The organism is Halomonas urumqiensis, from assembly GCF_003028575.1.
Classification (GTDB): Bacteria; Pseudomonadota; Gammaproteobacteria; order Pseudomonadales; family Halomonadaceae; genus Halomonas; species Halomonas urumqiensis.
Genome location: NZ_PYUD01000002.1, coordinates 473,429 through 486,035, shown reverse-complemented (window position 1 = coordinate 486,035; position 12,607 = coordinate 473,429). Strand labels below are relative to the sequence as shown.

At 63.9% G+C, this 12,607-nt stretch carries 11 protein-coding genes; 1 reads left to right on the top strand and 10 read right to left on the bottom strand.

Going from position 1 to position 12,607, the window contains the following annotated elements; all coding sequences use genetic code 11:
- Positions 1–25 precede the first annotated feature (25 nt).
- Together C6V82_RS09460 and C6V82_RS09455 are read right to left on the bottom strand one after the other, a co-directional pair.
- Positions 26–742, bottom strand: coding sequence for a metal-binding protein ZinT (locus tag C6V82_RS09460; protein WP_102587709.1), 717 nt, complete (start codon positions 740–742; stop codon positions 26–28).
- A 62-nt stretch (positions 743–804) separates the two neighbouring features.
- Positions 805–1,455: a zinc ABC transporter substrate-binding protein gene (locus C6V82_RS09455; RefSeq protein ID WP_102587708.1), complete on the bottom strand. Its 651-nt coding sequence runs from the start codon at positions 1,453–1,455 to the stop codon at positions 805–807.
- Positions 1,456–1,539: 84 nt separating this feature from the next.
- Here C6V82_RS09455 and C6V82_RS09450 point away from each other — a divergent pair, with 84 nt between their 5' ends.
- Positions 1,540–2,211 (top strand): DUF1826 domain-containing protein, encoded by a 672-nt coding sequence (locus C6V82_RS09450; protein ID WP_229843146.1) that lies wholly within the window; start codon positions 1,540–1,542, stop codon positions 2,209–2,211.
- 14 nt (positions 2,212–2,225) lie between these two features.
- On the opposite strand, the gene C6V82_RS09445 is transcribed toward C6V82_RS09450, so the two are convergent.
- The 8 genes from C6V82_RS09445 to C6V82_RS09410 form a co-directional block, all read right to left on the bottom strand.
- On the bottom strand, positions 2,226–3,101 hold the full coding sequence (locus tag C6V82_RS09445; protein ID WP_102587706.1) for a DMT family transporter: 876 nt from the start codon (positions 3,099–3,101) through the stop codon (positions 2,226–2,228).
- A 126-nt stretch (positions 3,102–3,227) separates the two neighbouring features.
- Entirely contained in the window at positions 3,228–4,616 is a 1,389-nt protein-coding gene (locus C6V82_RS09440) for a serine hydrolase (RefSeq protein WP_229843145.1), read from the bottom strand.
- 151 nt (positions 4,617–4,767) lie between these two features.
- A complete protein-coding gene (locus tag C6V82_RS09435; protein ID WP_102587705.1) occupies positions 4,768–7,662 on the bottom strand; it encodes an HD domain-containing phosphohydrolase in 2,895 nt (964 codons plus the stop codon).
- Positions 7,663–7,736: 74 nt separating this feature from the next.
- The gene (locus C6V82_RS09430) at positions 7,737–8,507 is read right to left on the bottom strand and encodes a TSUP family transporter (RefSeq protein WP_102587704.1); all 771 of its coding nucleotides are present in this window, start codon (positions 8,505–8,507) and stop codon (positions 7,737–7,739) included.
- Between the two features lie 38 nt (positions 8,508–8,545).
- Positions 8,546–9,595 (bottom strand): ABC transporter ATP-binding protein, encoded by a 1,050-nt coding sequence (locus C6V82_RS09425; RefSeq protein WP_102587703.1) that lies wholly within the window; start codon positions 9,593–9,595, stop codon positions 8,546–8,548.
- Entirely contained in the window at positions 9,592–10,671 is a 1,080-nt protein-coding gene (locus C6V82_RS09420; protein ID WP_102587702.1) for an ABC transporter ATP-binding protein, read from the bottom strand. Before C6V82_RS09420 ends, C6V82_RS09425 begins: the two co-directional genes overlap by 4 nt.
- Positions 10,646–11,605, bottom strand: coding sequence for an ABC transporter permease (locus C6V82_RS09415; RefSeq protein WP_102587701.1), 960 nt, complete (start codon positions 11,603–11,605; stop codon positions 10,646–10,648). Before C6V82_RS09415 ends, C6V82_RS09420 begins: the two co-directional genes overlap by 26 nt.
- Positions 11,602–12,579, bottom strand: coding sequence for an ABC transporter permease (locus tag C6V82_RS09410; protein WP_102587700.1), 978 nt, complete (start codon positions 12,577–12,579; stop codon positions 11,602–11,604). Before C6V82_RS09410 ends, C6V82_RS09415 begins: the two co-directional genes overlap by 4 nt.
- Positions 12,580–12,607 lie beyond the last annotated feature (28 nt).

Below are 12,607 nucleotides of genomic sequence, written 5' to 3'. Positions count from 1 at the left end.
CCCTCACGGGAGGGGCCTTGGGACGTCAATGCGCCAGCATTTCCTGAACGATTGCCTCACCATCCAGGCGGGATGGGTAGTATGTTGGCCAGTTGGTGACCTCTTCCAGCAACGCCTCACGGTCATCGCCCCTGTACAGGTGGTAATGATCGGCGTCGGTCGGATAGATGGCATGATCGCTGAACTGAATGTATGCCGGGAGATCCTCTCCCTCCCCCTCAAGGGCGAAGATATACCTCACCCCTCGGTTGCCAGCCTCGTAATTCAGGATCTCGTACCCGTCGTAGGCGTACTCACCGGACCGCTCCTGGCCATCCTCGAAGAAGGAAACGGTGTTCCCATCGATGACGATGCGCTCGACGTCGGTCCGATAGCCGATTTCATAATATTGCTTGTACTCCTCGGCGGTTTTGCCATCGCCTTGCTCCGCCTTGTGGGCAAACACCTCATCGAGAGTGCCGTCCTGAAGGTAGGGGTAGACCGACTGCCAGTCGCCGTCCCAGTCGGAAAGTGCCCGATCCTCAATCTGGCTATCGTCAAAGTAACCCGCATAGATATCCTCATCTTGGGCATGATCGTGGCTGTGGTCACGGTCATGGTCATGGTCATGATCGTGCCCATGGCTGTGCTCATGCTCGTGGTTGTCGCCATGGCTATCCTGTGCGATGGCCAGCGGCGTCCCTGCCAGCGACAGCACGCTGATGGCGAGGACAATCTGCTTCTTGGAAAATGCCAGGTTCATGGTTATCGCTCCTTTCGTTCTCGATTGATGTGGGCTCACCGTCCTTGCGGCGAACGCGGCCCTCAGGTGTGTGATGCGCAACGCGCCACACCATCAGCCAGCTGACGCAGCAGCTGCGGATAAAGGTTGGCGCCAAGCGGCAGGTCGACGCCCAGGGGGTCGATGACAATCGACGTGTCGACGCCGGTGCCCTCGAACACGCTCTCAACCAGCGCCGGGTTGAACTGTGGCTCGCGGAACACGCACTGGATATTGAGCTCGGCGACCCGCTCCTGGACCTCACGGATCCGCGCCGGGCTCGGGTCAGAGGCGTCACCCAGGGCAATGGCACCCGCCGCCGGCACATCGAAGCGGCTCTCGAAATATTGGTAGGCATCGTGGAAGACGATGAAGCGCGCGTCCCGGGCATCAGCGAGGCTGTCATTCAGGTCGTTGACCAAGGCGTCCAGTTCCGCCTGCCCCTCCGCCGCATTGCGGCGATAGACGCCGGCGTTGGCGGGGTCGAGCTCGGCCAGCGACTCGGCGATGGCCTCGAGCCATGCCTGGGCATTCACCGGATCGAGCCAGCCATGGGGGTCCACACCCTCATGGGAATGCCCGTGGTCGTGGTCTTCATGCGCGTGCTCATCGTGCGCATGATCATGGGCCTCGAACGTCGCGCCCTGGCGCTCTTTCGCTTCCAGGCACAAGCATGCCTCTTCGGCCGTTGGCATCGGGCTACCTCAAGGATTTTTCTTCAAGAGCCAAAAAAGGTACGTTATAACATATCAAAAAATCAACCCATGGAGTTCCTCGACATGCCGACAGCGGCTCTCTCACATCAGCCCCCTGACGACACCGATATGGCCACCGACATGCATTTGGCCGTGGGCGAAGACATCGACGTGCTGCCAAGAATCTTCGAGGATGCGATCAATCTCGCCATCCTGCGCCGCCAGTTGCCCACCGACGTTCAGGCCGGCGTGAACGCCCAGTATCAAACCGATAGAGGGCTGTCGTTCTCCTGGCTGGGAAGTCCCGGGGATGCCCTACGGGCCGATCTCCGGCGACGGCTCCATGTCCCCGACGCCTGCGGCGCGCTCATCGAGGATATCGTGACGCTGGCCGAGGCCATGGCCTTTCTGTTCGATACCGACACGGTGGGTCTTCGCCTGCGCCGGCTCGGGGACGTCATGTGTCCGCGCTTTCACTGCGACAATCTTCCAGTACGTCTCGTCACCACCTACCATGGTCCCGGTTGCGAATGGCTGCCTGAGTGGGCCGTCGACCGACGGGGCCTGGGGGCGCCTAGCCCGAGCAAACCCGAGATCGTCACCGATCAGTACGCCGTTCAACGGCTTGGAACCGGTGACCTGGGACTGCTCAAGGGGAGCGGTTGGGTCGGTAACGAGCGGCGGGGGCTTGTGCACCGCAGCCCGGCACTGGGCGATGGTGAGCAGCGCCTGCTGCTCACCATCGATCCCGCCTGAGGCAGGTAGCGGGCTCAGGACGTCGGGCGGCGCTTGAGGGGGGTGCGCCCCTCGCGATAGGCGATGGCAAGCCCGCTGCCGATGATCAGCGCGCTGCCCACGAAGACCCAAATATCCGGCATTTCGCCCCAGAACCACCAACCGAGCAGCACCGCCCAGAGCATGGCGGTGTAGTCGAAGGGGGCGGCAATGGCCGCTGGCGCGTGGCGAAACGCCAGGGTGATGAACGCGGTGGCGCCCACGCCGAATATCCCCGAGGCGATGAAGCCCGGCCAGTGCCAGGCGGTCGGCGCCTGCCACACCCAGGGCAGCGACGCGGCGGTGATCACCAGGGGTACCAGGGTCATGTAGAACACCATCGCCCACAGCGATTCCCGGCCCCCGTAACGCCGCGCGGTGATCATCATCAGCGCATAGAAGAGTGCCGCTCCGACCAGCACCAGGGAGCCCGGGTGGAAAGCCTCACCACCCGGACGCACCACCACCAGTACCCCCAGAAACCCGACCAGCGAGGCGGCCAGTACCGGCCACTCGATGCGCTCGCCAAGCAGTGGCACCGACAGCAGTGTGACGAACATTGGCGCCACGAAGGCGATCGCCGTGGCCTCTGCCAGTGGCAACAGGGTCAGGCCGATCACGAAACACACCATGGTGCCGGTGTAGATCAGCCCACGCAGCAGGTGAACGCCTGGCCTGCGCGTGCGTAGCTTGCGCAGGCCACCGGCGAAGTGGGCCAGCACCGCGATCAGCGGCAACGACACCAGGGTACGGAAGAAGATGATCTGCAACGGCGAGTGCACCTCGCCCAGCCACTTGGCGATGGCATCGCCAACGGCCAGGCAGAACACGCCGAGACACATGAACCCGATTCCCTTGAACGATGCCGACATGATGCCCCCCTGTTGCGTTGCCTGCCTCCAAAAAAGCCACCCCGCCGGCCTTGTAAGGGCGGCGGGGTGGGAGTCAGTACAGGCTAGAAGGTTCGCAGGCGAACGGCAAGCCAGACGTCACACCGTTCAAGAGCCGGAATTGATCACCAGGCAGTCGATACCTTCCTGAACGAGACTACGGCAGGCACGGTAGGCCTGATTCTCGTCGAGATTCACCAGCCGCGCGCGGAAGATAGGCTGAGTACCCGTCGCTTCCTCCACGTCGATGCGCGCATTGACCATGTCGCTTGCCAGGCGGTCGGCGGCACGGCTGGCCAGGCTACGGGCGTTGTCGGGATTGCTGAAGGCCCCCACCTGGACCCCCCAGCCACCACTGGGGCCAGCCGGCTCGAGCCGGTGCGTCACCCGGCTTGGCTCACGCGGGGTGGGGGCGGCTTCCGGCGGCTCACTGCGATTGATGAGGTCACGGATCGGATCGGCGGCGGACCCTTGGGCGGTGTCGGGCAACTCACTGGTGGAGGCGGCGAAAGACGAGTTCTCGAGACTGGCCAACTGCTGCTGGATCTCTTCGATGACCAGGCGATCAGGCTCGGAGGGGGCCGAGGTGGGCCTGGCCGGCGCAGCGCCCGGCAGGCTCATGCGGTCACCGGAAAAGTCCGCCTGGGCGACCCAATCGCCACGCCCGTAAAGCGAGGCACGTACGAAGCCGCGGTTGAGGAGGTCAGACATGTGGGCGTCCCGCGAGGCAGCGGTAAAGCCGCCCATCACCACCGAGACCAGCCGCCGGCCATTACGCACCGCGGAGGTCGCCACATTGAACCCAGAGGCACGAATGAAACCGGTCTTCATGCCGTCCGCACCCGGGTAGTTGTCCAGCAGGCGATTGTGACCCGTGATGGTCTTGCCCTTCCAGTTGAAGCGGGTCTTGGAAAAGTAGGGGTAGTACTGGGGAAAATCCTGCATCAGGCGAATCGACAGGGTCGCCATGTCCCGGGCAGTGGTGGTCTGTCCCGCATCGGGCAGGCCATTGGGGTTACGGAAGGTGGTGCGAGGCATGCCAAGCTGGCGCGCCTTGTCGGTCATCATGCGGCCGAAGTTTGCCTCGCTGCCGCCCAGCGCCTCGGCCACCACCACCGCCACATCATTGGCGGAGCGGATTATCAGCGCCTGGATGGCGGTCTCCACGGGTAGTGTCGAACCCGCCTTGACATAGAGCTTGGACGCCTGCCTGGAGGCGGCATACTCGGAAACCGGCAGCGGCGAGTCGAGCTGCAATTCCCCCCTCTCCAACCGCTCGAACAGCAGGTAGAGCGTCATCATCTTGGTCAACGATGCCGGGTAACGGGTATCATCGGCGTTGGCGGCATGCAGCACTTCGCCGCTTTCCACATCGACCACGATGGCCGCATAGCGTGGATTGGCATTGGCTGGTGTCGCGACAAGGGCCGCCACGCATAAACACATCATCAACCAGAGAACCGTCACGGCATGACGGCGCAATGGGCTTGAGATCATGGTCACCATCTCACTGTCCCTCGATTTCCCGTGCGCATGATGTTCATCATGTATTGCAAGATTTGTTGTTAGACGTGCGTCAGGAAACACCGCCTGCGTCCCTGCATTATGAACGGCATAATCACCCTGTACAGGCCTATAACGCTTTTCCTTATTCACGCAGGCCCGCCAGCCGATACAGCGCATCAATATCCACCGAGTCTACCTGGGCGGCGGACATGTATTGCCTGGCATAGTCACGCCATAGCCCCGAGTCGAGCATCAGCGCGAAAAGCTCGCCATCGAGGTGACCGTCGCGCACCATCTCGGCAAGAATTTGCAATGACGTGGAGAGCGAAAGTCCCGCTTTGTAAGGCCTGTCGGCGGCTGTCAGCGCCTCGAACACATCCGCTACCGCAAGGACTCGCTCCTCGACGCTCGCCGCTTCAAGACGCAGGCGCCTTGGGTAACCCTCGCCATCCATGCGCTCATGGTGACTGCCGGCAATGACCGGCACACGTCTGAGCTGTGCGGGCCAGGGCAGCGACTCGAGCATGATGATGGTCTGCACGATGTGCTCCTGAATCCGGAAACGCTCGATGTCATTGAGCGTGCCACGCTTGACGAGCAGGTTGTAGAGCTCGCCCTGGTGTCCGGCATGGGCGGGACGCGGCATGTCGAAATGCCAACGATTGCCGACATCATCGGCCTGCACCGCCGGGCGCCGGCCTGGCGGCCATTCGATGAGATCGCGTGGGCGATCGGCCAGCAGCGACTCCTCCGCTGGGAGCGCTCGCCGCGGTTCCCGCGCCATGCGCTCGGCTTCCTCGCCGGACACCCCCAGCCGGTCGTCGAAGTGGCGCCACCAACGCCACTCGGCAATCTCCTCCAGTCGAGCAGCACTCGCCTCGTCCATTACCACGCTGCCCAGATTGGCGTTCGCAACCTCTGTGAAGGCCGCCTGGAGCTCGGAGTGACGGGCATTCAACACATCACGCAACCGGTCATCGTCATCCCCCTTGGCCAGTGCCCGCCAGTAGTCGATCTCGGCATCTCGCCACAGCACTTCGAAGCGGGTGCGAATTTCATGAATGCGATCGTAGCGCGTTTCGAGCCTGGTCCCTTTCTCCATCACCGCATCCGGGGTGGTCAATTTTCCGCAGTCGTGCAACCAGGCGGCGAGATGAAAGGAATAGCGGTCTTGCGGCGAGGGAGTGATGTCGGCAAAGGGACCTTCACGGGCCTGTGCCACTCGGTCGAGCAGCATCTCAGCCAGCACCGGAACCCTTGAGCAGTGGGCTCCGGTATGCGGCGACTTGATATCGATGGCGCGGGCCATCATCTTCACCAGCGCGTCGAGCAAGCGTTGCTCCGCTTCCAGCAGGCGACGCATCTCGATGGCCACCGCCGCAGCACCGGAAATCTCCTTGACGAAACGTGTCCAGTGGCTGACATCGCTTCCGAGGCGGGCGTTTTGCAGCGTCAGCACCAGCATGCCCATCCGATGGCCATCGCGGTCACGCAGCGGAAACGCCAGGCGATTCTGCGCCTGCAGTGCCTGCTGGAGTCGATCGAGGTCGCCCGTCTCTTCCGATGCCTGCAGAAGATAGGTCTCGGGAAGTGGCTCGCCTTCCTCGGGTTCACCGGTGAGGGCTACCCGGCGCAACAGGTTCGGTTGCGGTTCATCGACCAGATAGATCGCGCCATGGTCACTGTTGGTGACGCGGGTCAGGTCGACCAGCACTCGCTCGAGCATCACCTCGAGTTCGGGTTCCGAACTCAGCGTGCGCATCATGTCACGGAAGTCAGCGAGCCCGCTCATCATGCTGGTCAATGCCCCACTGAGCTGGCGCACTTCGACGATACGCGATTCCACCCCTCGGCAGGCGGCGAAATCGAAGCTCCCAAGCGCCCTCACCTGGACGCCGAGTTCATGCAGCGGGCGACCAATCCGGCGACCCAGCCACAGCCCGACCGGCAGCAACAGCACCACCATGCCTCCGGCGATCAGCGCCTGGCGCCCCAGCAAGGTGCGCGAATCGGCAAGCACCTCATCGGCGGGGATCGCCACCAGCAGCCAGGCGAGCTGGTCGCCCATGGCCTGGAACGTCAGGCGCATGGCGAACCATGCTTCACCATCGGCCTGGATTTCATGCACGCGGCCCTCGGCATGCTCCACCGTCAGGCTTGCCAGCGCTGGCACGCTGAGTTCCTCGAGCGTCGCCAGGCGCAACGCATCGATGCCACCGACCAGCAGGCGGTCCAGGTCAGGGTACGCCAGCACCTCACCGGACTCAGAGGCGATGGCCAGTTGGGTGCCCGGCGTCAGCTTCAGTGAGGCCATTTCCTCACCGAGATCGGTCACTGTGGCATCCATGCCTACCACCGCGCCACCCGCACTGGCACGCCGCGACAGGGTCACCCCGACTTCGCGGGTAGTGAAGAAGACATAGGGACGTGTCAGCCGCGTCTCGTCGGTCAATGCCTGGTGGTACCAGGGGCGCTCACGGGGATCGAAGCGGTAATCATCGAGGTCAGTGGAAGCCACCTGCCGCATGTCGGTATCCAACAATCGCCATTCCCCAAGCGTCCCTTGGGCGCCCTGGGTGACGCTCTGCACCAACCAGGCGCCCTCCTCGACGTCGCTGAATTCGGCAACCGGCAAGGGCAGCGCTGCGGGACGCCATGGTCGCAGTAGCAGGAAGTCGCCGTTGTCGTAACCGATGTAGATGGCACTGGCGACATCATGCACTTGCAAGGCTTCCGCCAGCGCCGGCAGGCGCTCGAGTCGTTCGGGTAGGGTTTGGGCCTGCACCAGGGGATCGAAAGCCAGTAGCCGCAACAGCCCTTGCCCTGGCTCCACCAGGCGTCGAGTCCGTTCTTCCGCGGTAATGGCCAGTTGCTGAACGCTGTCTTCCATGGTCTTGACCAGCACGCGATCAGCGCTACGCGCGCCATGCCACATCAGCACCGCCGCAATCACCAGCATCATGCTGACGATTACCAGGGAGGTCAGCACGCGGATGCTGAACAACCGCCGAGCGACGCGTCCCCTCAACGACGGCATGGCGACCCCCTTTCGACATGTAAACTTTTATGAATGATCTACCGCATCATCAGCATAAGTCGATACAGGCGATTTCAGCCAGCAGTAAGTCGCGCCACTCCCAGCCAGGCCAGGCGTAGCGCCAACAGGGTCAGTACCCACTTGAACAGCGCATCGAAGTGCGTATCGGAAAGCCGTCGAAGCAACCGCAGGCCCAGCCAGGTCCCCAGGATCCCGGCTACCACCATGGCCAGCATCAACCCCAGCCACTCGCGGAACACGAAACCAGCGACACCGAATACGAAAGCCTTGGTAAGATGCTGGGCCGTCATGCAGGCGGCGAATGTCGCCACCCGGGGCAGGCGCTCGCTGAAGTGCTGCTTGATCACCGCCGCCACCAGCGGCCCGGTCGCGCCTACCAGGCTTGAGAGCAGGGTGGTCAACGCGCCGGCCAGCAGGGTGCCGCCGCGTCCCAGCCATCCGCGGGGCCAGCCCGGGCCCCAGCACGAGAACAGCACGAAGGACGCGATGCACAGCTCCAGCACACCGGGCGGCAGGCGCACCAGCAACCAGGCCGCCGCCAGCGCGCCGAGCACGACGCCCGGCAGGAATGCCAGCAACAGGCGGACATCGATATGCCGCCAGGTCATCATGGCCCGCCCGCCATTGGAGCCCAGCTGCACCATGCCATGCACGGGTATCAGCGCAGTGGCTGGCATCACCTGGGCCATCACCATGATCAGCAGCGACCCGCCACCGATGCCAACCGCCGCCGAGAGTCCCGAGGTGAGCGCCGAAAGCGCCACCAGCAAGCCATTGACGCCGCCGGCAAGCGGCGACAGCCACGACAGGGCCTCCTGGATCACCGCCGGTCACTCACTCGATCCGCCTCATTCGATCCGCCTTACTCAATCCGCCCCTCCTCGACCGCGTGGCACGCCACCTCGCTGCCATCGCTGCGTGCGATCAGCACCGGCACTTCCCGCGAGCAGCGCGCATCGGCATGCGGGCAGCGCGGGTGGAAGGCGCAGCCGGAGGGAGGGTGCACGGGATTGGGCACTTCGCCCTCGATCATCGTCCGCTCGCGACCCACGCCCTCGAGTGACGGCACCGCCGCCAGCAGCATTCGCGAATAGGGATGGTGGGGGTTGGCGAACAGCGCATCGGAGGGTGCGATCTCGGCGATTCGTCCCAGGTACATCACCGCGATTCGGTCGGCCATGTGCTTGACCACCGCCATGTCGTGGCTGATGAACAGGTAGGTCAGGCCATACTGCTTCTGCAGGTCGCGCATCAGGTTGAGAATCTGTGCCTGAACCGAGACATCCAGCGCCGACGTGGGTTCGTCGCAGACCATGAACTCCGGCTCGTTGGCCAGCGCCCTGGCGATCGAGATGCGCTGGCGCTGGCCACCCGAGAACTCGTGGGGATAGCGATTGGCATCGGCCGCCGACATGCCCACCTGCTCGAGCAGTTCGCCAACCCGTTGATGTCGTTCGGTGGCGCTCAATTCGGCACGGAACACCCGTAGCGGCTCGCCAATGATGGTGCCCACCCGCCACAACGGGTTGAGGCTGGCGTAGGGGTCCTGGAAGATCATCTGGAAGCGCTTGCGCACTGCGGCGGCCTGCACCCCGCTGCGGCTCGCCAGGTCGCTGATGTCCTCGCCATCGAAGATCAACTGCCCGCGGGTCAGCCCATACAGGCCGACGATCAACCGCGCTACCGTGGACTTTCCGCAACCGGACTCCCCCACCAGCGCCACCGTCTCGCCACGCCGGATGGTGAAGCCGACACCGTCCACAGCACGCAGGGTGAGCCTTTCGCTGCGCTCCAGCACCCGGTTGAGCCAGGGTTTGGAGACATCGAAATGGCGCGCCAGGTCGCGCACCTCGAGCAGCACATCGTGTTCACCCGCCGCGGGGCGTTCGGGCGTTGTGATTGCCTCGCTCATCGAGCCTCCTGGGTGGCGTCGTCTGTGCCTTGGCCGACCGGTTCACGCGGCAGCGGGTCGACCGGATCGTGCAGCCAGCAGGCAGCGAGGCTTTGTCCCGCCGCCATCAATTCCGGTCGCTCGCTGCGACAGCGCGCCTTGGCATGGGGGCAACGCGGGTTGAAGGCGCAGCCAGCAGGAATCGCCGCCAGCCGGGGCATGGCGCCCTCGATCTGGTAGAGCCGCTCGAGGCGCTTGGTGATCCCTGGAATCGATGCCATCAACCCCTCGGTATACGGGTGCCTGGGGTGGCGAATCACCTCACCGACCGGGCCGATCTCGATCAGCCGACCGGCATACATCACCGCCACCCGGTCAGCGGTTTCGGCGATCACCCCCATGTCGTGGGTCACCAGCATCACCGCCGCACCGCGTTCGGCGCACAGCCGCTTGAGCAGCGCCAATATCTGCGCCTGCACCGAGACATCCAGCGCCGTGGTCGGCTCGTCGGCGATGATCAGCTCGGGTTCAGCAGCCAATGCAAGGGCGATCACCACCCGCTGGCGCATGCCCCCGGAGAACTGGTGCGGGTAGGCCGCAAGCCGGGTTTCCGGAGCCGGAATGCCCACCTCACGAAGTAACTCCAGCGCACGCTCACGGGCCTGGCTGTCGTTCATGGGCAGATGGGCGCGAATGGTCTCGATCAGTTGGTCGCCGATCGAGAACAGCGGATTGAGGCTGGTCAGCGGGTCCTGGAAGATCATCCCGATGTGCCGGCCACGCAGCGGCACGAAGTCATCCTCGGCGAGGTCGTCGATGCGCCGCCCGGAGAGCCGTACCTCACCGCCGGCGATATGGCCCGGGGGCTCGAGCAGTTGAATCACCGCATTGCCGGTCATCGATTTGCCGGCACCGGATTCCCCCACCACCCCGAGCACTTCGCCCGGGGCGATATCGAAGGAGATGTCATCCAGCGCCACCAGCGTGGCATGGCGCGTCGGAAATTCCACGCGCAGGTGGCGCACGCTGAGCACCGGCTCGTCCCCGGCTGGCACGCGCTCGGCCTGAGAACTAGCGGAGTTTGGGGTTGAGGACATCACGCAACCAGTCTCCCAGCAGATTGACGGAGAGCGCCAGCATCAACAGCGCCACCCCGGGGAACAGCAGGATCCACCATTCGCCCGAGAACATGTAGTCCTGGCCAACGCGAATCAGGGTGCCCAGGCTCGGCTGAGTGGCCGGCATGCCGACCCCCAGGAATGACAGCGTGGCCTCGGCGATGATCGCAAGGGCAAGGCCAATGGTGCCGATCACCAGTACCGGGCGCATCACATTGGGCAGAATGTGCTGTACGAGTATCTTGCGGTCGGGCAAACCGATTACCCGAGCTGCCTGCACGTACTCCTTGCTCTTTTCGACCATGGTGGCACCGCGAACCGCGCGGGCATATTGCACCCAGTCGGAGAGCCCGATGGCCACGATCAGCACGATGATCGCCACCTCGGCGTGCATCGAGCGCGGCAGGAAGCCGCGAATCACGCCGAAGATCAAAAGCGCCATGAGAATCGACGGGAAGGTCAACTGCACATCGGCGACCCGCATGATCAGGGCATCCCGCCAGCCACCGCGAAAGCCCGCCGAAAGGCCCAGCAGCGTGCCCAGCACCAGCGCGAACAGCACCGCGGCGAAGCCCACCAGAAGCGAGATGCGCGAGCCATAGAGAATCGCCGAGAAGACGTCGCGCCCCTGGCTGTCGCTGCCCAGCAGGTAGAACGTGCCGGTGAAGTCCGAGGTGGTCAGCGGCGGGGTGAAGGCGTCGATCAGATCGATCTGGCGCGGGTCGAAGGGGTTCTGTGGCGTGATCCATGGCGCGAACAGTGCCCCGGCGAACATGACCAGGGTTACCAGGGTGGCGACGATCACCACCGGTTGTTGCTTCCAGGAGTAGACGATGTCGCTGTCGAGGAAGGTGCGCAGCCTGCCGGGCCGGGCCGGCACCACCACGTCACCGCGTTCGGCATGCTGGCTCATTTGGCACCTCCCTGTACGCGCAGGCGCGGGTCGACTGCGTAATAGAGCAGGTCGACGATCAGATTGATGATCACGAACACCAGCGCAATCATCATCAAGTAGGCCGCCATCACCGGAATATCGACGAAGCGCACCGCGGTGATGAACAGCGCCCCCACCCCCGGCCACTGGAATACCGTCTCGGTGATGATGGCGAAGGCGATGATGGTCCCCAGTTGCAGGCCGATGATGGTGATCACCGGGATCAGCGTGTTCTTCAGCGCATGGCGCAGGTTGACCACGCGCCGCGAGAGCCCGCGGGCGCGGGCGAACTTGATGTAGTCGGCGCGCAGCACCTCGAGCATCTCGGCACGAACCAGGCGCATGATCAGTGTCAACTGGAAGAGCCCCAGGGTGATCGCCGGCAGGATCAGCGAGCGCAGCCCGCTTCCCGTCAGAAGCCCGGTGTTCCACCAGCCCAGGTCGACCACCTCGCCACGCCCGAAGGCCGGCAACCAGCCAAGCTCCACGGCGAACAGGTAGATCAGCAGGATGCCGATAAGAAAGGTCGGCAGCGAGACCCCGATCAGCGAGGCGGTCATGATGAACTTCGACAGCCAGTTACCGCGCTGGATGGCCGTGTAGATACCCAGCACGATGCCCATGACCACGGCGAAGATCGCCGAAATGGTGGCCAGTTCCAGGGTCGCCGGCAGGCGCTCGAGGATCAGCTCGGACACCGAGCGTGCCGAACGGTAGGAAATACCGAACTCGAACTGCGCGGCATTGACGATGAATTGCCAGAACTGCACCACCACCGGCTGGTCGAGGCCCAGTTGGCTGCGCAGCATGTCACGGTCGGCTTCGGTGGCCTCCTGGCCCAGCATGTTGAGCACCGGGTCACCGACATAATGGAAAAGCGAAAAGGCGATGAGCGCGACCACAAACATCACGAAGATGGCCTGCAGCACGCGCTGAATCAGAAATGCGAGCATGGGATTACCATCGCGTTGAGCCCCCCGC

Excerpts from the sequence above, each read along its gene's own strand:
- C6V82_RS09460 (WP_102587709.1), bottom strand. The coding sequence starts at position 742 with ATGAACCTGGCATTTTCCAAGAAGCAGATTGTCCTCGCCATCAGCGTG.
- C6V82_RS09455 (WP_102587708.1), bottom strand. The coding sequence starts at position 1,455 with ATGCCAACGGCCGAAGAGGCATGCTTGTGCCTGGAAGCGAAAGAGCGC.
- C6V82_RS09450 (WP_229843146.1), top strand. The coding sequence starts at position 1,540 with ATGCCGACAGCGGCTCTCTCACATCAGCCCCCTGACGACACCGATATG.
- C6V82_RS09445 (WP_102587706.1), bottom strand. The coding sequence starts at position 3,101 with ATGTCGGCATCGTTCAAGGGAATCGGGTTCATGTGTCTCGGCGTGTTC.
- C6V82_RS09440 (WP_229843145.1), bottom strand. The coding sequence starts at position 4,616 with ATGATCTCAAGCCCATTGCGCCGTCATGCCGTGACGGTTCTCTGGTTG.
- C6V82_RS09435 (WP_102587705.1), bottom strand. The coding sequence starts at position 7,662 with ATGCCGTCGTTGAGGGGACGCGTCGCTCGGCGGTTGTTCAGCATCCGC.
- C6V82_RS09425 (WP_102587703.1), bottom strand. The coding sequence starts at position 9,595 with ATGAGCGAGGCAATCACAACGCCCGAACGCCCCGCGGCGGGTGAACAC.
- C6V82_RS09420 (WP_102587702.1), bottom strand. The coding sequence starts at position 10,671 with ATGTCCTCAACCCCAAACTCCGCTAGTTCTCAGGCCGAGCGCGTGCCA.
- C6V82_RS09415 (WP_102587701.1), bottom strand. The coding sequence starts at position 11,605 with ATGAGCCAGCATGCCGAACGCGGTGACGTGGTGGTGCCGGCCCGGCCC.
- C6V82_RS09410 (WP_102587700.1), bottom strand. The coding sequence starts at position 12,579 with ATGCTCGCATTTCTGATTCAGCGCGTGCTGCAGGCCATCTTCGTGATG.